A 24,978-nucleotide genomic window follows, 5' to 3' on the forward strand; every position below is an offset into this window, starting at 1 on the left:
ATCGCATCCTGGGGCTGTAGTCGGTCCCAAGGGTTGGGCTGTTCGCCCATTAAAGCGGTACGCGAGCTGGGTTCAGAACGTCGTGAGACAGTTCGGTCCCTATCCGTCGTGGGCGTAGGAAATTTGAGAGGAGCTGTCCTTAGTACGAGAGGACCGGGATGGACGCACCGCTGGTGTACCAGTTGTTCTGCCAAGGGCATAGCTGGGTAGCTATGTGCGGAAGGGATAAGTGCTGAAAGCATCTAAGCATGAAGCCCCCCTCAAGATGAGATTTCCCATAGCGTAAGCTAGTAAGATCCCTGAAAGATGATCAGGTTGATAGGTTCGAGGTGGAAGCATGGTGACATGTGGAGCTGACGAATACTAATAGATCGAGGACTTAACCATATAATATGTAGCAAATGTTATCTAGTCTTGAGAGAATATAAAAAACTTGTTGACTTTTAAAGTAAATAAGTTATAATAATGATTGTCTCAAAAGAATAATGTCTGGTAATGATGGCAGAGAGGTCACACCCGTTCCCATACCGAACACGGAAGTTAAGCTCTCTAGCGCCGATGGTAGTTGGGACCTTGTCCCTGTGAGAGTAGGACGTTGCCAGGCAATATTATTCCGCAGTAGCTCAGCGGTAGAGCTATCGGCTGTTAACCGATCGGTCGTAGGTTCGATTCCTACCTGCGGAGCCATTGGAGAGCTGTCCGAGTTGGCCGAAGGAGCACGATTGGAAATCGTGTATACGTCACAAGCGTATCAAGGGTTCGAATCCCTTGCTCTCCGCCATAGGATTTATAATATTTGGCCCGTTGGTCAAGTGGTTAAGACACCGCCCTTTCACGGCGGTAACACGGGTTCGAATCCCGTACGGGTCACCACTTTGGAGGATTAGCTCAGCTGGGAGAGCACCTGCCTTACAAGCAGGGGGTCGGCGGTTCGATCCCGTCATCCTCCACCATATAAATTTTATATGAATAGTATTATCGCGGGGTGGAGCAGCACGGTAGCTCGTCGGGCTCATAACCCGAAGGTCGCAGGTTCAAATCCTGTCCCCGCAACCAAATGGTCCCGTGGTGTAGTGGTTAACATGCCTGCCTGTCACGCAGGAGATCGCCGGTTCGACCCCGGTCGGGACCGCCATTTTAATAAGGCTCGGTAGCTCAGTCGGTAGAGCAGAGGACTGAAAATCCTCGTGTCGGCGGTTCGATTCCGTCCCGAGCCACCATTTATTTCAATAAAATACGCCGGCTTAGCTCAATTGGTAGAGCAACTGACTTGTAATCAGTAGGTTGGGGGTTCAAGTCCTCTAGCCGGCACCATGTAAGTTTCGGAGGGGTAGCGAAGTGGCTAAACGCGGCGGACTGTAAATCCGCTCCTTCGGGTTCGGCAGTTCGAATCTGCCCCCCTCCACCATTTACATAGGGGCATAGTTTAAAGGTAGAACTGAGGTCTCCAAAACCTCCAGTGTGGGTTCGATTCCTACTGCCCCTGCCAAATATATTTACACAACATGGCGGTTGTGGCGAAGTGGTTAACGCACCGGATTGTGGCTCCGGCATTCGTGGGTTCGATTCCCATCAGTCGCCCCATTTTTATTTTAAAAATTACAAATAATTTAATTGATACTTACATATAATTAAGTAAGAATTCGATGGGCTATAGCCAAGCGGTAAGGCAACGGACTTTGACTCCGTCATGCGCTGGTTCGAATCCAGCTAGCCCAGCCATTTTTGCGGAAGTAGTTCAGTGGTAGAATACAACCTTGCCAAGGTTGGGGTCGCGGGTTCGAATCCCGTCTTCCGCTCCAATAAAATTTAATATGGCGGCATAGCCAAGTGGTAAGGCAGAGGTCTGCAAAACCTTTATCACCGGTTCAAATCCGGTTGCCGCCTTTTCTTTTGTGCCGATGTGGCGGAATTGGCAGACGCGCACGACTCAAAATCGTGTTCCTTCGGGAGTGTCGGTTCGACCCCGACCATCGGTATCATGAACGTCGTAAAAAACTCTATACAATTAGTATAGAGTTTTTTTGTTTACTTTTCATTACATGACAAAATAAGCACAAAAAGTGTACGGTGAGTAAACTGCGAAACATTAAAAGGATAAAAACAAACATTCAATTTTATCCTTTTAATTGCGGTATTTAGAGAGAATTTCTCCACCCTGGTGACATGAAGTTAAATCCGACACCACCAGTAGATATTAGTACATTATCAACGGTTAAGTTTGTAATTTCTAAAAACTTCTTTTTAAACTCTTCTCTGTTGTACTTATACATTGTTGAGTGGCACGCCCACATTTGCGTTGAAGTACTTAACCAGTCCCCTAATTCCTTCAATTCAGGAAACGCCTCAAATTGGATTGGTTCATCTTATTTCATGAATCTTACTTGATAGATAGTTGGGTTTAACTTCTCTCCTATTCCTTTAAAAGCATGTAATTTTTTCTCATTTGAATGTGTCATAATTCTCCCTCTATCTTTTCTTCAAATTTTTCCCTGTTTTTATTATACAACAATAGAAAGTAATTATAGGAATATTATGGAAATTGGTATCAGCAATATAAAAAGACTCTAATAGAAATGTTAGAGTCTTTTTTGTTAAATTATATTATGTGATGCTAAAATTCGTAATAAACTTAGGAATTCATGTATAATATAACTTGTCGAAAGAACAAAATGATAGTGATTTATATTATGTCTGTAATATGAATCAAAAATGAACTTTTTATATTTCTTTTAAAAATGTGTTGAACACACATTATATTTCATATTAATATTTTTATGTAGATTTAAAACGAGAAAGAGAGTGGAAAGTATGGGCCGTAAATGGAACAATATTAAAGACAAAAAAGCATCAAAAGATGCAAATACAAGCCGTATATACGCGAAATTTGGACGTGAAATTTATGTGGCGGCAAAACAAGGCGAGCCAGATCCAGAATCAAACCAAGCGCTTAGAGTCGTATTAGAACGTGCGAAAACATACAATGTACCAAGAACAATTATTGATCGTGCAGTTGAAAAAGCAAAAGGCGGTTCAGAGGAAAATTATGACGAGCTTCGTTATGAAGGATTTGGACCAAATGGAGCCATGGTTATTGTAGATACACTTACAAATAACGTAAACCGTACTGCAGCAGATGTACGAGCTGCATTTAGCAAAAACAGTGGTAACATGGGTGTAAACGGTTCTGTAGCTTACATGTTTGATGCGACAGCTGTTATCGGCCTTGAAGGTAAAACATCAGATGAAGTTCTTGAAATTTTAATGGAAGCAGATGTAGATGCACGTGACATTCTAGAAGAAGAAGATGCTGTTATCGTGTATGCTGAACCAGATCAATTCCATTCAGTACAATCTGCACTTAAAGGTGCTGGTGTTGAAGAATTTACAGTTGCAGAATTAACAATGCTTGCACAAAGTGATGTTACACTTCCTGAAGATGCTCAAGTACAATTTGAGAAAATGGTTGATGCATTAGAAGATTTAGAAGATGTACAACAAGTTTACCACAACGTAGACTTAGGAGAGTAATACGATGAAAGCTCCTTTTCGTTTAACGAATAGGGGCTTTTTTTATGAAGTTAATTAAGGTGATGAATTATTAAAGGTATTTTGGTATAGATAGGGAATATGCTTATAGGGATATATGAAATAACCATTATTTCTAGGAGGCTTAGTATGGAACATAAGACACCAAAGCATATAGTTGCCGTAGCAGGTTATTTAACAAATGAGAAAAATGAAGTGTTATTAACAAAGGTACACTGGCGAGCTGATACGTGGGAAATGCCAGGAGGACAGGTAGAAGAAGGAGAAGCACTCGATCAAGCTGTCTGTAGGGAAATAAAAGAGGAAACAGGGTTAACGGTGAAGCCTATCGGAATTACCGGGGTTTATTATAATGCCTCTATGCACATTCTAGCTGTTGTTTTTAAAGTAGCATATGTGAGTGGCGAAATAAAAATTCAACCTGAAGAAATACAAGAGGCTAAATTTGTTGATTTAAATGAAGAGAACATAGATGAGTATATAACTCGTCCTCATATGAAATCCAGAACGCTTGATGCAATGAGAGCAACACATTGTATTCCGTATGAAACGTGGGAAGTACAGCCATATAATTTAATAGGAAGATTGTAAAGAAAAGAGTAGCTGATTTGAGATACATTCAAATCAATACTCTTTTTTGTATACTGTTTAAGAAAAAGGTCAAAATAATAATAGTGTTAGTATTGATTTATAGAACGTTTGTTCTGTATAATGTATATGTTATATACATTAAGATTACTAGATACTCAAAAGTACATATATTTGTAGATGATATAATTAAAGTATAAAGTGAAAATATAATAGCCTTAAGGCTTACTCTGTTATTGGTTATTCGTGATTGAATATAATCTATATTCAATATTTCAGATGAATAGTAGATAAAAAAGGTCTGTGATACAATACTTTTTTACCCCGCTATTTGCCGGGAACGTGATTGGTGAGGGCTGATTAAAGTTTCACTTTATACCTTACAATGATGTAAGGTACGTGTAAGAGAAATCGATGGGATATTTTTTTACAACAATGTATTCTTAAAGTAAGAGTTATATGCTGTGTGGAAAAGAGGTGTTCAAGATGAAAGAACGAGTATTATCTAGGGTGAACTATCATCAAAAAGTTGCATTAAATCCAATGACTAAACTTTTTTATAAAGCCATTATATTATTATTATTGTTAAGTTGTACGTTATTATTCATTGGAAATGTAATGATTGAGAAAAGTGACATTAGTAAATTACATGTACCGGCTAATTTAGAGGTGCCAGAATCATTAACACATGCATTTATTGCGACAGAAGATAAAAGATTTTATCATCATAACGGTTTAGATTATATAGCAATTATTAGGGCCTCTGTTGAGAATATAAAGGCTGGTGGTGTCGTGCAAGGAGGAAGCACGATTACACAGCAGCTATCTAAAAATGCTTTTTTAACTAATGAGCGTACATTTTCTCGTAAGTGGAAAGAGATTTTTTATACGAAAAAAATTGAACGCACATTTACGAAGGATGAAATTTTAAAATTATATGTAAGTAACATTTATTATGGTGAAGGAGCATGGGGAATTGAAAAAGCAGCAAACCTTTACTTCGGTAAAAAGGTGAACCAATTAACGTTGGCGGAAAGTGCAATGATGGCTGCTGTAGTAAAAGCACCTGCTTATTACTCACCTGCCCAAAATTATGATAAAGCAGTAGAGAGACGAAATGTTGTGTTGAGACTAATGGAGAAAGAAGGCTATATAAGCCATGATGAGTATGTTCAAGCAGTTAGTGAGAAATTAGTAATTCGTCATGATATAAAAATAGAGCAGTCGATGTTAAATAGTGCGCGTAAAAAAGCAGTAAGTTAAGAGAAGTTCCTACAGAGGAGCTTCTTTTTTTGAATAAATTGTGACAAATTGTGACACAATATCGTCACAATTATTGTGTTTTTGTAATTTATGTGAGCGTGTTCATTGCGTGACGTATATAAGTGTTGATATTATGTGTATTGTGTACAATGCTGTATACAGAATATGAATTTAAAGAGGAATGTATATGAAATCAAATAAACTCATGGCTCTTGGTATAGTTTTTTCTATCGCAGTATTGATTGTAATTGGAACAATTGCGTATAGCATCATAAATGACAAAAAAGATAAAGGGAATGAGATGTTTGCTTATTCCACGCAACAATCTTTAGGGAAAGATGATGCTCCAGTTAAGGTAGTTGAATTTGGAGACTTTAAATGTCCTGCTTGTCGTACTTGGGATGTAACAGTATTACCTCGATTAAAAGAAGAGTATATTGATAAAGGCAAAGTGCAGTTATATTTTATTAACTTCCCATTTATCGGAAAAGACTCGGATTTAGGTGCAGCAGCTGGTGAAGCAATTTATAAACAAGATAAAGATTCATTCTGGATTTTCTATGATGAGATTTATCAAAATCAAAAGAAAGATACGGAAGAATGGATTACAGAAGATTTGCTTCTTAGCATTGTGAAAGAGAAACTTCCAAAAGTTGATGTAGAGCAATTTAAGAAAGATTTACACAGTAAAGAAATTACAGAAAAAGTACGTAAAGATTCAGATCGTGCTCAAAAATTAAAAGTTCAAGGTGCTCCTTCAGTATATGTAAACGGAAATCTTGCAAACCCTGATTTCGATAGTATGAAGAAGGCCATTGATAAAGAATTGAAAAAGTGATGAGGTCTCTCATCACTTTTTCGACTTTTTTCGATAAAATTCTTGCCTCTATTTTTTTAACATGCTATACTACTTTACATAAGTTATTCTAATATCTTATATGTAATTCATATTTGCGGGTGTAGTTTAGTGGTAAAACAAGAGCCTTCCAAGCTCTGGTCGAGAGTTCGATTCTCTTCACCCGCTCCAAATTTTATTAAATGTTTTTCTATAAATTGTGATCAACGCAGTGTTTCGTTTCCGAGATAAACGAGGCATTGCGTTTTTTAATGTTTGAAAAATATAATTACATGCGAAAATAGAAGTAAATAATAGTATTCCAAAAGTGAATTACTAACCAATAAAGTCGTTACATAAGGGATGATGGATTCATCTGAGGAGGCGATTAAGAGTGGATTTTGAACAATTAAAGCAAGATGTAATTGCGTATAGTAAAACAATTGGCATAGATAAAATAGGCTTTGCGAGTGCTTCTCCTTTTGAGGAATTAAAGCAGCGCTTAATCCAGCAACAACAATTAAATTATCAATCTGGATTTGAAGAGCCTGATATAGAGAAGAGAACGAATCCGCAACTTTTATTACCGGGTGCTAAATCAATTATTGCGATTGCTTTAGCATATCCTTCAAAATTAAAAAATGCACCATTAAGTAAGCGTGGAGAACGCCGTGGAATTTTTTGCCGTGCTTCTTGGGGACAAGATTATCATCTTGTTTTACGAGATCGTTTGCAAAAATTAGAAGCATATTTAATTGAAAAACTTCCAGATATAGAAGTGAAGTCCATGGTTGATACAGGTGAATTAAGTGATCGAGCTGTATCAGAGCGTGCAGGCATTGGCTGGAGTGGGAAAAACTGTGCTATTATTACACCTGAATTCGGTTCGTACGTATACTTAGGGGAAATCATTACAAATGTTCCATTCCCGCCAGATAAGCCGATAGAAGATCAATGCGGGGGCTGTACGAAATGTATCGATATTTGTCCTACAGGTGCTTTAATACAGGGGGGACAGTTAGATTCGAAGAAGTGTATTGCATTTTTAACACAGACGAAAGGATTCCTACCTGAAGAATATCGCGATAAAATAGGAAATCGTATATATGGATGTGATACGTGTCAGACTGTTTGCCCGAAAAATAAAGGAATGGATTTTCATAATCATCCTGAGATGGAGCCGGATCCTGAGCTAGTTAAACCATTATTAACGCCACTTTTAACAATTAGTAATCGTGATTTTAAAGAGAAATATGGGATTATGTCAGGGTCATGGAGAGGGAAAAAGCCACTGCAAAGAAATGCGATTTTAGCATTAGCACATTTTAAAGAAGCATCGGCAATTCCTGATTTAATTGGTGTTATGAAAGATGACCCAAGACCGGTATTGCGCGGAACGGCAGCATGGGCACTTGGGAAAATTGGGGGAGATGGAGTAGGCGAAGCGATTGAGAAAGCGATGGAACGTGAGAAAGATGAAGAAGTACTTCATGAAATGAATCGCGGGCTTGAATTGTTAGCACAGAAAAAAGAGTAGATAATATTTCCCTTTTTCATATTGTAATATGGGAGGGAAACGAAATGGCTGTAAAAATGAATATTGAAAAGCAAGTACAACAGTTTTTAGCATATATCACAGAGAAACGAACAGACGTGGATGGTATTGCTGAGGATTTACTACAAATGGCACAGAGAAAGAAACAATTGTTTCAAAGGCGTAGTGCACATATAGTGAAAGCAATTGCGGATGTTTCTTTCATTAGACAATTAAATAGTAATGACCATCAAGAAATTGATTATCAAATACATTTTAAATATTTAATTAAGCATAAAGAATTATTTTATATTGAAGAGGAACAATTAAAACGAAGAGTTTGTTTAAATAATAGTCGGATTATAGGCGATTATGATATTGAAGTGTCAGAAGAAATTAGAATGGGTGAGACATTAGAAAGGGAAATTACGAAAGAGAAGTACGGTTCTTATCAGTATAATCGTTTAGAGGCAGTGAAATATGCAGAGCGTTGGTGGGATGACCGAAATCCTATGTATCGTAATTTCCCTGATAATTGTACGAATTTCATTTCTCAATGTCTTCATACTGGAGAAGTACCTATGAACGGATATCCTAATATTCGTAAAGGATGGTGGCAAAGGGAGAATCAGTGGAGTTGGAGCTGGGCTGTTGCACATTCTTTTTATTGGTATTTGTCAGGTGCTACAACAGGACTTCGAGCAGAGGCGGTAGAGAGGCCAGAAGAACTTATTCTTGGAGATGTAATTGCTTATGATTTCGAGGATGACGGAAGATGGAATCATACGACGATTGTAGTAGCAAAAGATGCAGATGGTATGCCGCTTGTAAATGCACATTCAGCGAATAGTCGTCGACGTTATTGGAACTATGAAGACTCTAGTAAATATACACCACAAATGAAATATAAATTCTTTCATATTATTAATGGGTAGAGATTTTTCGCTCAAGTGGTATAATACGTAGTAGACAAAAAACAGAGGTGAATATCGCGTGGGAGTACATGTTGTTTTATATCAGCCAGAAATTCCAGCAAATACAGGAAATATTGCTCGTACTTGTGCAGCAACTGGAACAGAATTACATTTGATTAGACCGCTTGGATTTTCAACGGATGATAAAATGTTAAAGCGTGCCGGATTAGATTATTGGCAGCACGTGAAAATTACGTATTATGATTCAATTGAAGAATTTTATGAAAAAAATAAAGATGGTGAATTCTTCTATTTAACGAAGTATGGCGAGAAAGCTCATACAGCGTTTGACTATAGCAAGCGCGAGAAGGATTACTATTTTGTATTTGGAAGAGAAACAAACGGCTTACCAGCTAATGTAATCGAAGAAAACTTTGATCATTGTTTACGTATTCCAATGACAGATAAAGTACGTTCATTAAATTTATCTAATACAGCAGCAATTTTAATTTATGAAGCATTCCGTCAACAAAATTATCCTGGATTAGATTTAGAAATCGTTTATTAAAAGTCGCCATATGGCGACTTTTTTTTATAAAATAAAAATAATATGTGATCATACGTTTAAAAGAGAGGACATAATCATATAGAATGGGATATATGATTAAAAATAGATAAGACGGGTTGAGATAAATATGAAGGAAGAATATAGTAATCAAAATACCTTTTTAAGTATGATAGATATGGATTTAATTAGACAAGGGTTATTACATGCTATTCAAGATTTAGTATTTATATTGAAAGTTATTGATGATGAAACGTTTAAATATATGTATGTGAATAAAATAGGAATGGATTATGCTAGGTTAAGCGAAGAGTGCTATGGAAAAACTTTTGCAGAAGTATTACCGAAAGATATAGCGGGGATATTGCAAAGGCAATATGAAAAAGTAGTGAGAGAAGCGAAAGCACACACTTTTTGTGATGTAGTCAAATTACCAAAAGGTGAGATACATTATGAATCTTCACTTAATCCTGTCTGCGATGAAGAAGGAATATGTCAATTTGTTATTTGTATTACAAGAGATATTACAGCTCAAATTGAGGAGAAGACAGAGATAGAGGAAAAACAAATGTTATTTAAGTCGTTACTGGAATATAATAATGACTCAATTATATCTATAGATTCTATAGGGAGAGTTACATATGCAAATCCGGCAACGTATGAAATATTTGGATACCGGTATGAGGAATTAAATAATAAACTTATTTTTGAATTTATTAATAAAGAATATGAAAAAGATTTTCAAATTATATTTAAGGGATCGATGCAAGGAAAAGCAAAACAAATTGTTTCAAAGAAATATGTTCATAAAGAAGGGTACGAGCTATATATTTCTTTGAGAACTATCCCGATTATTGTGAACGGTGAAATTGTTGGAGTGTATATTGTTACGAGAGATGTTACAAGGCAAGTATTAAACGAAATGCGAACAGAATATTTAGCTTACTATGACCAGTTAACGGGATTAATGAATAGAATTTCATGTGCAAATAAGTTAAATACTTTTTTAAATGAGAGTATAAATTTTGCGCTTGTATTTATAGATTTAGATGAGTTTCATCGTATTAATGATACATTTGGTCATAAAGAGGGAGATAAAGTATTACAAAAAGTTACAGAATGTTTAAGCAATCTAAAAATAGAAGGTATGCACTTATTTAGAGAACACGATGATCAATTTGTTATGTTAATAGAAAATATAACGAAAGAATGTGTAGAGGAAGTTGCAAAAAGCATACTGAAAAATATTAGTGAATATTTTGTAATCGAAGAAGAAGATGTATATTTAAGTGCGTCAATTGGAATTGTAATGGCTCCAGCAGATGGAGAAGATGAAAAAATACTATTTCAGAGGGTCGATGCTGCTTTAGAAAAAGCAAAAGAAAAAGGAAAAGGACATTATCATTTTTATTGTAGTGGATTAGACTGTGAGCGTGAACAAAGGTTTATAATAGAAAACCAGTTACATCGTGCTATAGAAAAAAATGAATTTTTCTTATATTATCAGCCACAAGTTAATATTGAGACGAAAAAAATAGCTAGTATGGAAGCTTTAATAAGGTGGGAGAATAAGGAATTAGGATTTGTTTCTCCAAACCAATTTATTCCGTTGGCAGAAAGAACAGGATTTATTATTAAGCTCGATGAATGGGTAGTAAATCAAGTGTGTCAGCAACTGCGCGAATGGTTAAATAAAGGATATGAAGTGGTCCCAATCGCAGTTAATATTTCAGCTAGACACTTTCGCTCTATTACATTAATAGAGATGATTACACGGGCTTTAAATAAGTACAATGTACCAGCTCATTTATTAGCGATAGAGGTTACAGAAGGAGCTCTTATACATAAAGATATATCGAAGAGAGTGTTACTACAATTAAAAGAACAAAATTTAAAGATTCATTTAGATGATTTTGGAACAGGCTATTCATCTTTAAGTTACTTAAAAACATATCCAATTGATACTTTAAAAATTGATCGTTCTTTTATGGAAGGTATACATATAGATGAACGTGATACGAATATTACAGCTGCAATTATTCATTTAGCTCATACTTTAGAATTGAATGTAATTGCAGAGGGAGTAGAAAAAAAGGAGCAAATACAGTTTTTGAAAGAAAAGAATGTGAAGCTTGTACAAGGTTATTATTATAGCCGACCACTATCCAAATATGATATGGAAAATATGTATTATAAATAATGCATAAAAAATGATGTGCTAAAAGCACATCATTTTTTATGTGTACCTGGTTTGTCATTGTAACCGGATGTAAAAATAGCTGTAAGAAATGTGAGTGATACACCTAAAATTAATAATAATTTCATACTAATATCCTCCTTACTTTTTTCGGTTCACGAGTTTTATTTATTACCCAAAATGTATGTAAGGTTCTTAGAAGAAAAGAATTTATTTATAATGAATAGCAGTGTAAAAACGTTAATACCTATATTATACAGAATTTTCTTTGAATTTTGGAGAGAATTTTAGCGTGCTATTATATATTTCGTTTTGATTTAAAGAATGTTTAAGGACATCCTAGCATACCTTTTATAATAATCCGATTGAACAAGGAGATGGGGGAGGAGCTATAATGGATATTCTAAAAAAGATTGAACAGCATCGAGCAGCAGAAGAACGTTTACAATGGGAAGGTACGTTTGCGGAGTATTTGGAGCTTGTGAAAGAAAGACCATGGGTGGCTCAAACAGCACACTCTCGCATTTACAATATGATAAAAGATGCCGGAATTGAAGAAGTTGATGGTAGAAGAAAGTATAACTTCTTTAGTAATCAGCTCTTTGGATTAGAGGATGCTCTAGAACGTCTTGTAGAGGAATATTTTCATCCATCTGCAAAACGATTAGATGTTAGAAAAAGAATTTTATTATTAATGGGTCCTGTTAGTGGAGGGAAATCAACGTTAGTTACGATGTTGAAACGAGGATTAGAAACATATTCAAGAACAGATCGCGGAGCAATTTTTGCAATTAAAGGATGCCCAATGCATGAGGATCCACTGCATTTAATTCCACATCATTTACGAGATGATTTCTTTGATGAGTATGGAGTTAGAATTGAAGGGAATTTATCACCACTAAATGTCATGCGTTTAGAGCAAGAATACGGATCAAGAATTGAGGATGTAGTTGTAGAGCGTATTTTCTTCTCTGAAGATCGCCGTACAGGGATTGGTACATTTAGCCCGTCTGATCCAAAATCACAGGATATTGCAGATTTAACAGGTAGTCTGGACTTTTCTACGATTGCAGAATATGGTTCAGAATCAGATCCCCGTGCGTATCGATTTGATGGAGAATTAAATAAGGCAAACCGAGGAATGATGGAGTTCCAAGAGATGTTAAAATGCGATGAGAAGTTTTTATGGCACTTATTATCGCTTACGCAAGAAGGGAATTTCAAAGCGGGAAGATTTGCGCTTATTTCAGCAGATGAATTAATTGTAGCGCATACGAATGAAACAGAGTATCGCTCATTTATAGCAAATAAGAAAAATGAAGCATTACACTCAAGAATTATTGTAATGCCAGTTCCTTATAATTTACGAGTAAGTGAAGAAGAACATATTTATGAAAAAATGATTCGTGAAAGTGATGTGTCGAATGTTCACATTGCACCACATACACTTCGCGTTGCAGCAATGTTCACTATTTTAACTCGTTTAAAAGATCCGAAGCGTCCGGATATTGATTTAATTAAAAAGATGCGTTTGTATGATGGAGAAACGGTAGAAGGTTATAATGCGATTGATGTAGAAGAATTACAACGCGAATATCAAGATGAAGGTATGAAGGGTATTGATCCTCGTTATGTCATTAACCGAATTTCGTCTACAATCATTCGAAAAGAGGTACCATCTATTAACGCGTTAGATGTACTTAGATCTTTAAAAGATGGGCTGGATCAGCATCCATCGATTAGTAATGAAGACCGTGAACGTTATATGAATTTCATCTCATTAGCGAGAAAAGAATACGATGAAATCGCGAAGAAAGAAGTACAAAAAGCGTTTGTTTATTCATATGAAGAATCAGCTAAGACGCTTATGGATAATTACTTAGATAACGTCGAGGCGTACTGCAATAAATCGAAATTACGTGATCCGTTAACAGGGGAAGAAATGAGTCCAGATGAAAAACTAATGCGCTCAATTGAAGAGCAAATTGGAATTTCAGAAAATGCTAAGAAAGCATTCCGTGAAGAGATTTTAATTCGCATTTCTGCTTATGCCCGTAAAGGAAAACGCTTTGATTATAATTCACATGAACGTCTTCGTGAAGCGATTCAGAAAAAACTATTTGCTGATTTAAAAGATATAGTGAAAATTACAACATCAACGAAAACACCGGACGAAAATCAGCTTAAGAAAATCAATGATGTTGTTGCACGTTTAATTGATGAGCATGGCTATAATTCTTCTTCAGCAAATGAATTACTACGCTATGTAGGTAGCTTGTTAAACCGATAGTTTGATAACAAAACGCTGTCTCTTGTATTTTGCGGGACAGCGTTTTATTATCCGTTCATATGTGTGTAAAGTGTCATACCTTGTCCAAATGTAATAAATTAAGATGCAATTTCATGAATTTATTGTCAATTATTTTTACAATATGCATATGATAGAGTAACCAACCATTCATACGAAAAAAGCCAACACAATACAATATGTTGCAAAGTAAAAATGTGTGCAACAATGCATTGTGTTTCTTTCTTATCAGTGGCTGAATATTTCTTTCTATTATGTGAGTGGCAAAATTTTGTTTAGGATGCTCGGGGTATTGTATGAAAAACGTTATAAATGTTTATGGGATGATTTTCTATGGGCAGTTACCTTTCAAATATTCTAGCTTGCACATTACAGAACAAAATTTGTAGCTTGCTGTTCATACAGGAAGACAATTACAGTAAGGAGGGAAAGGAATGGGCGAAGAAAATCAACCAAATTATACGATTTCACAGGAAAACTGGTCCCTCCATCGCAAAGGATATGACGACCAACAGCGCCATCAAGAAAAAGTACAAGAGGCAATTAAGAATAATTTACCCGATCTTGTAACAGAAGAAAGTATAGTTATGTCTAATGGCAAGGATGTTGTAAAAATACCAATTCGTTCTCTAGATGAATATAAGATTAGATACAATTATGATAAAAATAAACATGTTGGGCAAGGAAACGGTGACAGCAAAGTTGGTGATGTCGTTGCGAGAGATGGATCAGGTGGTCAAAAACAAAAAGGGCCAGGAAAAGGGCAAGGAGCAGGAGATGCAGCTGGGGAAGATTACTATGAAGCTGAAGTCTCTATTTTAGAATTAGAGCAAGCGTTTTTCAGAGAGTTAGAGCTGCCTAATTTAAAGAGAAAAGAAATAGATGAAAACCGGATTGAACATGTTGAATTTAATGACATTAGAAAAACAGGATTATGGGGAAATATCGATAAGAAACGAACGATGATATCCGCATATAAAAGAAATGCGATGCGTGGTAAAGCATCTTTCCATCCAATTCATCAAGAAGATTTAAAGTTCCGTACTTGGAATGAAGTATTAAAGCCAGATTCAAAGGCTGTTGTGTTAGCGATGATGGATACGAGTGGATCGATGGGAATGTGGGAGAAGTATATGGCACGTAGTTTCTTTTTCTGGATGACAAGATTTTTACGCACAAAGTATGAAACAGTTGATATTGAATTTATTGCTCATCATACAGAAGCGAAAGTCGTTACAGAAGAAGAATTTTTTTCAAAAGGAGAAAGCGGTGGAACAATCTGCTCCTCCGTATACAAAAAAGCACTCGAGCTAATCGATAATAAATATTCACCAGACCGCTATAATATTTATCCATTCCATTTTTCAGATGGTGATAATTTAACATCAGATAATGCTAGATGTGTAAAGCTTGTGGAAGAATTAATGAAGAAATGTAATATGTTTGGATATGGGGAAGTGAACCAGTATAACCGCCACAGTACACTCATGTCAGCCTATAAAAATATTAAAGATGAAAACTTTAGATACTATATTTTAAAGCAAAAAGCAGACGTATTTCATGCGATGAAAAGCTTTTTTAGAGAAGAATCAGGTGAGAAAATGGCATAACCTCTTTTAAAGAGGTTCTTTTTTTGTAAACTTTTTATTTTTTTAGTTGAAAATGATAATGAAAATCATTATCATTCATTCGAGAAATGATTACATTTCGAATTATATATTTCAGAGGAGATGTAAAGTTGAAACAAAATAAAAGAAAACGTATAAATGCAATGATTATAGTGGCGACGTTATCACTTCCGTTTGCTGTTTATTCAACACCTGCTTTAGCGGCAGTAGCAATTGAGATGAATAAAACGGGACAAGGTTTAGAAGATGGTACATATGACGCTGTTATTAAAGCGTATAAAGATAAAACGAATGAAGAGTCTATGGCAGCTGTTTATATAAAGGATCCGAAATTAACAATTGAGAATGGAAAGAAAATTGTAACAGCAACATTAAGTGATAGTGATTTCTTTCAATACTTGAAAACAGAGGATATTCATACTCCAGGTGTGTTTCATGATGTGAAAGTAATATCAGAAGATAAAAAGAAAAATGGAACGAAAGTGATTCAGTTTGAAGTAGGGGAATTAGGAAAAAGGTATAATATGCGAATGCATATTTATATTCCAACAATGACCTATGATAATAAGTACCAAGTACAGTTTGAAGTAAATACATTGAATTTAGAGAACAATGTTCCAGAAAAACAAAAGGAAAATAAAGAGGATAAAGTGGATCAACAAGATGGAATTGGAAATGTAATAGTAGATAAGCAACTACAAAGGCATATTAATAAATATAATTTGAATAGAGAAAATCTAGATACCCCAATAACTAAGGAAGATTTATTAAAAGTTAAATCTTTAATAGTCGTTGAAGCTAAAAATAAAGGAATACAAGACGTAAGCGGTCTAGAATATATGACGAACTTAGAAAATTTAACTTTGGAAGAAGTTAAGTTAAAAAATATAAAATTTATCTCGGAATTGAGACAATTAAAATCATTAAGTATAACCTATGGTGAACTTGAAGATATTGGACCTTTGGCTGAGTTAGAGCATATTGAGTTTTTAACTTTGAGAAACAATAAAATCTCAGATTTAAGCCCATTAAGTCAAATGAAGAAGATTAAAATGCTAGATTTAAATAGTAATTATATAAAAGATATTAAACCATTATTTACAGTGAAATCTTTAAGGACTTTGACTGTGGCAAATAATCAAATTAGTAATGATAACCTTGCTGGAATTGGGCAATTGAAAAATGTAAAAAACTTATCTTTAAGTAACAATGGACTTACGAATATTGAACATATTACATCAATGAAAAAATTAGTAGAGTTAGATCTTGCTAAAAATGAATTAGAAAACATCGAACCTTTATCAAGATTGTCTACTGTACAATCACTTAATTTAGAAGAAAACTATATTTCAGATATAACGCCACTCAGTCACTTAACAGACTTATATGATTTAAAGCTAGGTTCAAATGAAATTCGTGATGTTAGACCTGTTCAAGAGCTAGGAAAAAGAATATATATCGATATTCAAAGACAAAAAATCTTTTTAGATAATGTAGAAAAAGATAAGGAAGTTAAAATACCTATCTATAATTTACAAGGAGAGCCACTTGATACTATTCAATTGAAGAGTGAAGATGGGATAGTTAATAATGGTTCTGTTAAATGGGGGACTACTGGTGAAAAAACATACGAATTTACGTTGGATATAAAGCCAGAAGAGAACCGTATTAAGTTTAATGGAACAGTAATTCAAAATGTTGTTGAAAGATTAGACGAAATCAAGGAAACAATAAAAGAGGATAATGAACAAAAGGAAAATGTAATTCTCGATAAAACTTTACAACAACATATTAATAAAGAGAATTTAGGTAGAGAGAATTTAAACGCTCCTATTACAAAAGAAGATTTATTACAGATTAAAAAATTAGAGATACTTAAAGAAAATGGAAATGAGATAAAAAATATAACAGGTTTAGAGTACATGACGAACTTAGAAAAACTCACTTTAGAAGGAGTAGGTCTGAAAAATATTGAGTTCATCTCAAACTTGAAACAATTGAATAATGTGAATGTATCTCATAATCAAATTGAAGATATAACACCACTATCTTCATTGGAAAATTTACAGTGGTTAAATCTTACAGATAATCGTATTAAAGATGTAACGGTTCTTGGATCAATGCTAGACTTACTTAGTTTAAAATTAGCTGAAAATGAGATTCGTGATGTAAGGCCATTAATACAATTAGGTCAGTGGATAACAATTGATGTTAGAAGGCAAAAGGTCATTTTGGATGATGCAGAAATAAATAAAGAAGTGAAAATTTCTGTATATGATTTAGAGGGAGAGCCAATTGAAAAGATTACACTAAAGAGTGAAGGTGGAACGCTTACTGATGAGGGAATCATTTGGCGTACTTTAGGAGAAAAAATATATGAATTTGATTTAGATGCAGATCATTATGAGACTGGCATATTATATAGTGGCATTGTAATGCAGAATATAGTAGAAAAATTAATACTAAAAGAAGAAGTAAAAGAAGAAGTAAAAGAGCCAACAAAAGAAGTTGAAGAAACGAAAGAAGAAGTAAAAGAGCCAACAAAAGAAGTTGAAGAAACGAAAGAAGAAGTAAAAGAACCGGTAAAAGAAGTAAAAGAACCGGTAAAAGAAGTGAAAGAACCGGTAAAAGAAGTGAAAGAACCGGTAAAAGAAGTGAAAGAGGAAGTAAAAGAGCCAACGAAAGAAGTTGAAGAAGCGAAAGAGGAAGTGGACGAGCCAACAACAGGAGTTGAAGGATCGAAAGCGGAGGTAAAAGAAACAGGAAAAGAAATTGAAGGTTCAAAAGACGCGGTAAATCAATCAGCAGTAGTCCAAGAACAAAACGTGAATAATCAAGTTGTGAAAGAAAATAAACCAGCTGTTAATAAGCAAGAAGAAAGTAAGAAATCATTAGGAGCAACAGGTGGACAAGAGAATACATCAACATTACTTTCAGGCATAGCATTAGTTCTTTCAGCACTGAGTATGTTTGTATTTAGAAAGAGATTATTTAAGAAATAAAAAACGTTTTATCTTATTATAACGTAAGATGATTATATGAGTTTTTGAGAAGACATTATCATGGCGATTTCATTTTGAAATATGCTGATGGTGATGTCTTTTTTAGAAGGATATAAATGGAAAAGGTGTGAATATATTAGTGAAGGAGGAGAGGTTATGTATGTCAGTTCTATTTTGAAAATTGAAGAGGTGGCAGCATTTATTGCGAATATGAATAAAGATGCTACTCATCATGTTGGCTATTGTTGAGATGAGAAAGAGGAGTTGTTACAGACAATTATTCATGATTTTTCAGATATAGGCTGGGAACAATCTTTTGTTGCTACTTATGAGAATAATAATTTAATAGGTTTATTAGGATTTGATGTGGATGAAGTAAAGAAATGTGCAGAGATATGGGGACCGTTTATTATCGCAGAGAATTGGGAAGAAGTTGCTTTACATATGTGGAAGGAACTTATAGAAAAGGTGCCTTTTCATATTGAGAGATTTTATGGTTTTTATCATGTGGAAAATAATAATTGTGCCCGTTTAATGAGGAATTTACATGCAAAAGAACAAGGTCGACATAGTATTCTCGTTTTAAATAATATTGTGGAGCACCGTATTATATGTAATGTAGAAGAGGCTTTACCACAAGTGTTTGAGCAGTTTATCGCTTTACACAATCATGTATTTTCTAATACGTATTATGACGGAAACGAAATTATTGAACGTTTAAGTAATACGAATAAATTATTTGTAAGTATGAAGAATGATAAGTTAGAAGGTTATGTATATGTGGAAGTAAATCCAGAGTTTCAAGAAGCGAATATTGAATTTATTGCAACCGCTGAAAATAGTAGAAGAAAAGGTGTCGGAGAGCGGATATTACAAGGGGCAATTCAGTATATTTTCTCCTTCCAAGGGATGAGAGAGATAGTACTATGTTTGAATACGAATAATGATCGTGCGATGAAATTGTACAAGAAAGTAGGTTTTGAGGAAAAAGCATGTTTACAACACTATATAATAGAGTGAAAAACCCATTCATATGAAAATGATATTTCATATGAATGGGTTTTATTACGGATTTAAAAGTAATTTGAGGTGCCAATTGTTACATAACTTTTTTTATTTTTTGAGATACTTCTTTCGTTTGCAAATTAACATGTTCTTTTCGAAGCTCCTTAAAGAGTGAAATAACCATAAGAACGACTACGATAGAAAATGGTAGCGCAGCAATTATAGCTGCTATTTGCAGTGCATTTAATCCTCCAGCTTGTAATAAAATAGCGGCAATTATCGCGATTGTTAATCCCCATATAAGTTTTAAACTATTTTTCGGTGATAAGCTTCCGTTACTCGTTTGCATTGAAACAACAAATGTTGCTGAATCGGCAGAAGTAACGAAAAATGTGGCTACTAAAATTAACCCGATAATCGTTAAAAATGTAGAGAATGGTAGATGTGAAATAACAGCAAATAATCCAATCTCTGTACCATTTTTTGCAATTTCATCAGCTATTCCAAGCGATTGGAACATTTCCATATGAATTGCGGTACCACCAAATACTGCAAACCAAAATGTACAGATAAGAGTTGGGACTAATACAACTCCAAAAATAAATTCTTTTATTGTACGCCCTTTAGAAATACGTGCGATAAATGTGCCGACGAATGGAGACCAAGAAATCCACCATCCCCAATAGAAAATAGTCCAGTTTTCAATCCAAGAAGAAGATTTTTCATTAAATGCTCCTAAATTTAATCCCATACTAGGCAAAGCTCCAATATAAGAACCGAGTGTAGATGTGAAATATTTCATAATAAATACGGTTGGCCCTAAAAGTAAGAAAGAGATGAGTAAAATACCTGCAAGAGAGAAATTCAAGTTACTCAAATATTTAATCCCACGATCTAAGCCAGTTTGTGCACTTGTTAAATATAAAACAGCGAAGATAGCTATAAGTACGAGCTGGGTAAGTAAAGTGTTATGAATGGAAGGGAATAAATAGCTTAATCCTCCAGCAATTTGTTGAGCACCAATCCCAACAGATGGTACAATGCCAAACACTGTGGCTAAAACAGCTAAAATATCAACTGTTTTTCCGATACGAGAATTTTTCGATCGATTAAATAATGGAGTAACTGTAGCCCCGATAGTGCTACCTTTTTGTTTGCGGAATGTGAAATATGCAATTGTTAAAGCGACCATTGCGTATAGTGACCACGGAAAGAGTCCCCAGTGGAAAAATGAATATTGCATAGCGAGTTTGGCGCTTTCTTCTGTACCTGCTTTTCCTGTTAATGGATCTGTAAAATGTGAAATCGGTTCAGCGATTCCATAAAAGAGGAGTCCAATTCCCATTCCTGCCCCAAACAACATGGATAGCCAAGATGGATAATTATATTTTGGCTTTTCTCCATCTTTACCAAGACGAATAGAACCGTACTTAGAAAATGCTAAATAAGCAGCCAAAATAATCATTGTAGTCATAAGTAGAGAGTAAAACCACCCAAATTTATTGAGGATAAATGAGTTTAAAGAAGATGTAACATTTTGTAAATCGTAGCCTTGTATCCAACTTGCTGGGGTAATTCCCCATATAATGAATAATGTTGTTAGCAAGAAGGAGATATAAAATACACTGTTTTCTTTTTTTATCATAGAATCCCACCCTTATTTAATAAAGTTAACAATTATAGTAATCATAACAATTAAGTTTTTAATTGTCAAAAAACTCCCTTTTTTTAACATGAAAGGATGTAATTTGTTTTAGGGAGGTAAAGAGCAATGCGTTCACGATATGTACAAATTATAGGAAGAAATAATATGAAATATTGCATTTTATATTGTTACATCCAGATTTTATGTTAAATTCTTGAATGGAATATTAAAATAGGGGGCAAGGATATGAACAAGAAATCAAAGATCAATAAAGTGATGCTTAGCATTAGTACAATGGCTTTATCGTTAGGCGCACTTCAAACTCATGCAGCAGCGGAAGAAAAAGTACCGTATAACGTGTTGAAAACGAAACCGGTTGGAATTGAAAAGTCGGTAGATGAAGTTGGACATATTTCAAAAGTTGATGAAACTTTATCATTTCAAGAACGTTTAAAAGTAGGAGATTTTTCACAGCGACCAGCATCTATTACGAAGAAAACTGCAGTAAAGCAAGTTAAAGAAAGCTATTCAATGGCTGATTTAAACAAAATGAATGATCAAGAATTAGTTGAAACGTTAGGCAGTATTAAGTGGCACCAAATTACAGACTTATTCCAGTTTAATGAAGATGCAAAGGCTTTTTATAAAGATAAAGGAAAAATGCAAGTCATTATAGATGAATTAGCTCATAGAGGTAGTACATTTACGAAAGATGATTCAAAAGGAATTCAAACGTTTACTGAAGTGTTGCGTTCAGCTTTTTATCTTGCATTTTATAATAGTGAATTAAGCGACTTAAATGAAAGAAGCTTCCAGGATAAATGTTTACCTGCTTTAAAAGCAATCGCAAAAAATTCAAACTTTAAGCTTGGTACAGTTGAACAAGATACAGTCGTATCTGCATACGGTAAATTAATTAGTAATGCTTCAAGCGATGTTGAAACGGTTCAATACGCATCGAATATTTTAAAGCAATACAATGATAATTATACTACTTATGTAAATGATCGAATGAAGGGACAAGCAATATACGATATTATGCAAGGTATTGACTATGATATACAGTCGTACTTAACTGAGGCTCGTAAAGAAGCGAATGAAACGATGTGGTATGGAAAAGTAGATGGGTTTATTAATGAAATAAATCGTATTGCTCTTCTAAATGAAGTAACGCCAGAAAATAAATGGCTCGTTAATAATGGCATTTATTTTGCTAGCCGTTTAGGAAAGTTTCATAGTAATCCAAATAAAGGATTAGAGGTTGTTACACAAGCGATGCATATGTACCCGCGCTTAAGTGAACCGTATTTTGTTGCGGTAGAACAAATTACAACAAATTATAATGGTAAAGATTATAGCGGGAATACAGTAGATTTAGAGAAAATACGTAAAGAAGGAAAAGAGCAATACTTACCAAAAACATATACATTCGACGATGGATCAATTGTGTTCAAAACAGGAGATAAAGTATCAGAAGAAAAAATTAAGAGACTATATTGGGCTGCGAAGGAAGTAAAGGCACAGTATCACCGTGTAATTGGAAATGACAAAGCGTTAGAGTCAGGAAATGCGGATGATGTATTAACGATCGTAATTTATAATAGTCCAGATGAATATCAGTTAAATAGACAATTGTATGGATATGAAACAAACAACGGTGGAATTTATATTGAAGAGACAGGTACATTCTTTACATATGAGCGTACACCAGAGCAAAGTATTTATAGTTTAGAAGAGTTATTCCGTCATGAATTTACTCATTACCTGCAAGGTAGATATGAAGTACCGGGTCTATTTGGAAGAGGAGATATGTATCAAAATGAAAGGTTAACTTGGTTCCAAGAAGGAAATGCAGAGTTTTTCGCAGGATCTACTCGTACGAATAACGTTGTACCAAGAAAGAGTATAATTAGCGGATTATCATCTGATCCTGCAAGCCGTTATACAGCAGAGCGTACACTATTTGCTAAATACGGTTCTTGGGATTTCTATAATTACTCGTTCGCATTGCAGTCTTATTTATATACGCATCAGTTTGAAACATTTGATAAACTTCAAGATTTGATTCGTGCGAATGACGTGAAAAATTATGATGCATATCGTGAAAATCTAAGTAAAGATCCTAAGTTAAATAAAGAGTATCAAGAGTATATGCAGCAGTTAATTGATAATCAAGATACATACACTGTACCAGAAGTAGCTGATGATTATTTAGCTGAACATGCAACGAAGTCATTAGCAGCGGTGAAGAAAGAAATTAGTGATACGTTGCCTATGAAAGATACAAAAATGACAAAACATAATTCTCAATTCTTTAATACATTTACATTAGAAGGTACGTATACAGGTAGTGTCACAAAAGGTGAATCAGAAGATTGGAAAGAAATGAGTAAAAGAGTAAATGAATCTTTAGAACAATTGGCGCGAAAAGAATGGAGTGGCTACAAAACTGTTACAGCATACTTCGTCAACTATCGTGTGAATAGTTCAAATGAATTTGAATATGATGTAGTCTTCCATGGAATTGCAAAAGATGATGGAGAAAATAAAGCTCCAACAGTTAATATAAATGGCCCTTATAATGGGCTTGTAAAAGAGGGAATTCAATTTAAAAGTGATGGTTCAAACGATGAAGATGGAAAAATTGTTTCTTATTTATGGGAATTTGGAGATGGAAGCACAAGTGCAGAAGTGAATCCAGTACATGTATATGAAAGAGAAGGTTCTTATAAAGTATCGTTAAGAGTAAAAGACGATAAAGGAAAAGAGAGCAGAAGCGAAACAACTGTTACGATTAAAGATGGAAGTTTAACAGAATCAGAACCAAATAATCGTCCAGAGGAAGCAAATCGTATCGAGCTAAATAGTAAGATAAAAGGTAGTCTTATTGGCGGGGACCACACTGATGTTTATACATTTAATGTAGCATCAGCGAAAGATATCGACATTTCTGTTTTAAATGAGTATGGAATTGGGATGACATGGGTACTTCACCATGAATCAGATATGCAAAATTATGCGGCTTACGGTCAAGCTAATGGGAATCATATAGAAGCAAAATTTAATGCAAAACCAGGTAAGTATTACTTGTATGTATATAAATATGATAATGGCGATGGAACATACGAATTGTCAGTAAAATAAGCGCTTTTCCAATGTATGTTTAACTTTACTTTTTGTGGAAAATAGTATATTATATAGATATATAATATATCGGTTATTTTCTAGGAGGAGCCTGTCACAATAGGTTTCTCCTGTTCTTTTTTAGAGGCCTGTCTTACAGGCTTTTATTTAAAAGGTAAATGACTGAAAATTAAGAACGATAATCTTTGAAAGAGGTGGGGCATACACATAACAAAAAAGGGATTGTTTAAGAGAGGGGGATAAGAAATGGCTTTGTTTGGTTATCCACTTGAAACAATTTATTTATATGGATTTATTATTGCTACTATACTCACTGTTATTTATATCTTTTTTGGAGATATATTTGAATCGATATTTAGTTTTGGGGGCGGATCTGTATCCGTTGTTACTTTATTACTTAGTTTTTTCGCCATGTTATGTGGACTTAGTTATATAGGAGAATATTTATTTTCCTTTAATAGCATTCTTATTTTTGGGGCTGCATTTGCTATATCTTTTATCGGTGTTTTCATCATGAAAATACTAATTTTAAAACCGATTGCAGAAGCAGAACAAAATACCGTACAACGTATGGATGAATTTATCGGTTGTAAAGGAGAAGTCATTACGACAATTCCTACAGAAGGATTTGGTGAAGTATTAATTTCATCCCAATTTGGAAGTAATGCAATCCCAGCTAAAACTGTTGGAAAAAAAGATATTTCGCAAGGAACAGAGGTTATTATCGAGGGAGTCCAAGATGGTGTTTTACTTGTACAAAACATCGCTTATTCTTTAAAGAAACCAAAATTATAAGGGGGA

At 34.6% G+C, this 24,978-nt stretch carries 14 protein-coding genes, 16 tRNA genes, 2 rRNA genes and 2 pseudogenes (1 of these 34 cut by a window edge); 32 read left to right on the forward strand and 2 right to left on the reverse strand.

All coding sequences use genetic code 11. From position 1 onward, the window contains the following. From MHH27_RS03060 to MHH27_RS03140, 17 genes are all read left to right on the forward strand, one after another. A 23S ribosomal RNA gene (locus MHH27_RS03060) occupies positions 1 to 387 on the forward strand (it extends 2,535 nt beyond the left edge of the window). A gap of 101 nt (positions 388 to 488) precedes the next feature. After that, positions 489 to 604: ribosomal RNA gene (rrf, locus tag MHH27_RS03065) — 5S ribosomal RNA — on the forward strand. An 8-nt stretch (positions 605 to 612) separates the two neighbouring features. Continuing rightward, positions 613 to 687, forward strand: a tRNA-Asn gene (locus MHH27_RS03070). Positions 688 to 689: 2 nt separating this feature from the next. Further along, positions 690 to 781, forward strand: a tRNA-Ser gene (locus MHH27_RS03075). Between the two features lie 17 nt (positions 782 to 798). Then, a tRNA-Glu gene (locus MHH27_RS03080) sits at positions 799 to 873 on the forward strand. A 4-nt stretch (positions 874 to 877) separates the two neighbouring features. Beyond that, positions 878 to 953, forward strand: a tRNA-Val gene (locus MHH27_RS03085). Between the two features lie 26 nt (positions 954 to 979). Further along, positions 980 to 1,056 (forward strand) — tRNA-Met (locus MHH27_RS03090). 3 nt (positions 1,057 to 1,059) lie between these two features. Further along, positions 1,060 to 1,135, forward strand: a tRNA-Asp gene (locus MHH27_RS03095). Positions 1,136 to 1,144: 9 nt separating this feature from the next. Further along, positions 1,145 to 1,220: transfer RNA gene (locus tag MHH27_RS03100), tRNA-Phe, on the forward strand. 18 nt (positions 1,221 to 1,238) lie between these two features. Beyond that, positions 1,239 to 1,314 (forward strand) — tRNA-Thr (locus MHH27_RS03105). A gap of 10 nt (positions 1,315 to 1,324) precedes the next feature. Beyond that, positions 1,325 to 1,408: transfer RNA gene (locus MHH27_RS03110), tRNA-Tyr, on the forward strand. Between the two features lie 7 nt (positions 1,409 to 1,415). Next, positions 1,416 to 1,489 (forward strand) — tRNA-Trp (locus MHH27_RS03115). 19 nt (positions 1,490 to 1,508) lie between these two features. After that, a tRNA-His gene (locus tag MHH27_RS03120) sits at positions 1,509 to 1,584 on the forward strand. Positions 1,585 to 1,647: 63 nt separating this feature from the next. Continuing rightward, positions 1,648 to 1,722, forward strand: a tRNA-Gln gene (locus tag MHH27_RS03125). Positions 1,723 to 1,727: 5 nt separating this feature from the next. Beyond that, a tRNA-Gly gene (locus MHH27_RS03130) sits at positions 1,728 to 1,802 on the forward strand. 14 nt (positions 1,803 to 1,816) lie between these two features. Further along, a tRNA-Cys gene (locus MHH27_RS03135) sits at positions 1,817 to 1,887 on the forward strand. A 10-nt stretch (positions 1,888 to 1,897) separates the two neighbouring features. Then, a tRNA-Leu gene (locus MHH27_RS03140) sits at positions 1,898 to 1,979 on the forward strand. Positions 1,980 to 2,138: 159 nt separating this feature from the next. On the opposite strand, the pseudogene MHH27_RS03145 reads toward MHH27_RS03140, so the two are convergent. Beyond that, positions 2,139 to 2,459 (reverse strand): annotated as a pseudogene (locus MHH27_RS03145) (DUF3884 family protein). Between the two features lie 352 nt (positions 2,460 to 2,811). Here MHH27_RS03145 and MHH27_RS03150 point away from each other — a divergent pair. From MHH27_RS03150 to MHH27_RS03210, 13 genes and pseudogenes are all read left to right on the forward strand, one after another. After that, a complete protein-coding gene (locus MHH27_RS03150; RefSeq protein ID WP_000532949.1) occupies positions 2,812 to 3,531 on the forward strand; it encodes a YebC/PmpR family DNA-binding transcriptional regulator in 720 nt (239 codons plus the stop codon). A gap of 147 nt (positions 3,532 to 3,678) precedes the next feature. Beyond that, positions 3,679 to 4,140 (forward strand): NUDIX hydrolase, encoded by a 462-nt coding sequence (locus MHH27_RS03155; protein WP_000400463.1) that lies wholly within the window; start codon positions 3,679 to 3,681, stop codon positions 4,138 to 4,140. A gap of 483 nt (positions 4,141 to 4,623) precedes the next feature. After that, positions 4,624 to 5,400, forward strand: a complete 777-nt coding sequence (locus MHH27_RS03160) for a transglycosylase domain-containing protein (protein ID WP_000664716.1) — start codon at positions 4,624 to 4,626, stop codon at positions 5,398 to 5,400. Positions 5,401 to 5,587: 187 nt separating this feature from the next. Continuing rightward, positions 5,588 to 6,238, forward strand: a complete 651-nt coding sequence (locus MHH27_RS03165) for a DsbA family protein (RefSeq protein WP_000841308.1) — start codon at positions 5,588 to 5,590, stop codon at positions 6,236 to 6,238. A 115-nt stretch (positions 6,239 to 6,353) separates the two neighbouring features. After that, positions 6,354 to 6,427 (forward strand) — tRNA-Gly (locus MHH27_RS03170). A gap of 202 nt (positions 6,428 to 6,629) precedes the next feature. Next, a complete protein-coding gene (queG, locus tag MHH27_RS03175; RefSeq protein ID WP_098235163.1) occupies positions 6,630 to 7,772 on the forward strand; it encodes a tRNA epoxyqueuosine(34) reductase QueG in 1,143 nt (380 codons plus the stop codon). A 44-nt stretch (positions 7,773 to 7,816) separates the two neighbouring features. Then, on the forward strand, positions 7,817 to 8,704 hold the full coding sequence (locus tag MHH27_RS03180; RefSeq protein ID WP_000279322.1) for an amidase domain-containing protein: 888 nt from the start codon (positions 7,817 to 7,819) through the stop codon (positions 8,702 to 8,704). A 58-nt stretch (positions 8,705 to 8,762) separates the two neighbouring features. Continuing rightward, the gene (trmL, locus tag MHH27_RS03185) at positions 8,763 to 9,251 is read left to right on the forward strand and encodes a tRNA (uridine(34)/cytosine(34)/5-carboxymethylaminomethyluridine(34)-2'-O)-methyltransferase TrmL (protein WP_000538147.1); all 489 of its coding nucleotides are present in this window, start codon (positions 8,763 to 8,765) and stop codon (positions 9,249 to 9,251) included. A 127-nt stretch (positions 9,252 to 9,378) separates the two neighbouring features. Further along, positions 9,379 to 11,448: a sensor domain-containing protein gene (locus MHH27_RS03190; protein ID WP_098235162.1), complete on the forward strand. Its 2,070-nt coding sequence runs from the start codon at positions 9,379 to 9,381 to the stop codon at positions 11,446 to 11,448. Positions 11,449 to 11,839: 391 nt separating this feature from the next. Then, on the forward strand, positions 11,840 to 13,735 hold the full coding sequence (locus tag MHH27_RS03195; protein WP_000353273.1) for a PrkA family serine protein kinase: 1,896 nt from the start codon (positions 11,840 to 11,842) through the stop codon (positions 13,733 to 13,735). Positions 13,736 to 14,187: 452 nt separating this feature from the next. Continuing rightward, positions 14,188 to 15,363, forward strand: a complete 1,176-nt coding sequence (gene yhbH / locus MHH27_RS03200; protein ID WP_000503516.1) for a sporulation protein YhbH — start codon at positions 14,188 to 14,190, stop codon at positions 15,361 to 15,363. A 128-nt stretch (positions 15,364 to 15,491) separates the two neighbouring features. After that, a complete protein-coding gene (locus MHH27_RS03205) occupies positions 15,492 to 18,383 on the forward strand; it encodes an NEAT domain-containing protein (RefSeq protein WP_340941617.1) in 2,892 nt (963 codons plus the stop codon). Positions 18,384 to 18,539: 156 nt separating this feature from the next. Then, a pseudogene (locus tag MHH27_RS03210) lies at positions 18,540 to 19,403 on the forward strand (GNAT family N-acetyltransferase). Positions 19,404 to 19,482: 79 nt separating this feature from the next. Here the strand turns inward: MHH27_RS03210 and opuD are convergent. Beyond that, positions 19,483 to 21,033, reverse strand: coding sequence for a glycine betaine transporter OpuD (gene opuD, locus MHH27_RS03215; protein ID WP_098251518.1), 1,551 nt, complete (start codon positions 21,031 to 21,033; stop codon positions 19,483 to 19,485). A gap of 246 nt (positions 21,034 to 21,279) precedes the next feature. On the opposite strand from opuD, the gene colA reads away from it, so the two are divergent. Further along, the gene (gene colA / locus MHH27_RS03220) at positions 21,280 to 24,177 is read left to right on the forward strand and encodes a collagenase ColA (protein WP_098251519.1); all 2,898 of its coding nucleotides are present in this window, start codon (positions 21,280 to 21,282) and stop codon (positions 24,175 to 24,177) included. Between the two features lie 246 nt (positions 24,178 to 24,423). Then, the gene (locus tag MHH27_RS03225) at positions 24,424 to 24,972 is read left to right on the forward strand and encodes an NfeD family protein (RefSeq protein WP_001173144.1); all 549 of its coding nucleotides are present in this window, start codon (positions 24,424 to 24,426) and stop codon (positions 24,970 to 24,972) included. Positions 24,973 to 24,978 lie beyond the last annotated feature (6 nt).

The organism is Bacillus sp. FSL L8-0152 (assembly GCF_038006365.1).
In the GTDB taxonomy this organism is placed as follows: domain Bacteria; phylum Bacillota; class Bacilli; order Bacillales; family Bacillaceae_G; genus Bacillus_A; species Bacillus_A cereus.

Bases quoted from the DNA above. Each gene is read 5' to 3' on its own strand.
- MHH27_RS03150 (WP_000532949.1), top strand. From the start codon at position 2,812: ATGGGCCGTAAATGGAACAATATTAAAGACAAAAAAGCATCAAAAGAT.
- MHH27_RS03155 (WP_000400463.1), top strand. From the start codon at position 3,679: ATGGAACATAAGACACCAAAGCATATAGTTGCCGTAGCAGGTTATTTA.
- MHH27_RS03160 (WP_000664716.1), top strand. From the start codon at position 4,624: ATGAAAGAACGAGTATTATCTAGGGTGAACTATCATCAAAAAGTTGCA.
- MHH27_RS03165 (WP_000841308.1), top strand. From the start codon at position 5,588: ATGAAATCAAATAAACTCATGGCTCTTGGTATAGTTTTTTCTATCGCA.
- MHH27_RS03180 (WP_000279322.1), top strand. From the start codon at position 7,817: ATGGCTGTAAAAATGAATATTGAAAAGCAAGTACAACAGTTTTTAGCA.
- MHH27_RS03190 (WP_098235162.1), top strand. From the start codon at position 9,379: ATGAAGGAAGAATATAGTAATCAAAATACCTTTTTAAGTATGATAGAT.
- MHH27_RS03195 (WP_000353273.1), top strand. From the start codon at position 11,840: ATGGATATTCTAAAAAAGATTGAACAGCATCGAGCAGCAGAAGAACGT.
- yhbH (WP_000503516.1), top strand. From the start codon at position 14,188: ATGGGCGAAGAAAATCAACCAAATTATACGATTTCACAGGAAAACTGG.
- opuD (WP_098251518.1), bottom strand. From the start codon at position 21,033: ATGATAAAAAAAGAAAACAGTGTATTTTATATCTCCTTCTTGCTAACA.
- colA (WP_098251519.1), top strand. From the start codon at position 21,280: ATGAACAAGAAATCAAAGATCAATAAAGTGATGCTTAGCATTAGTACA.
- MHH27_RS03225 (WP_001173144.1), top strand. From the start codon at position 24,424: ATGGCTTTGTTTGGTTATCCACTTGAAACAATTTATTTATATGGATTT.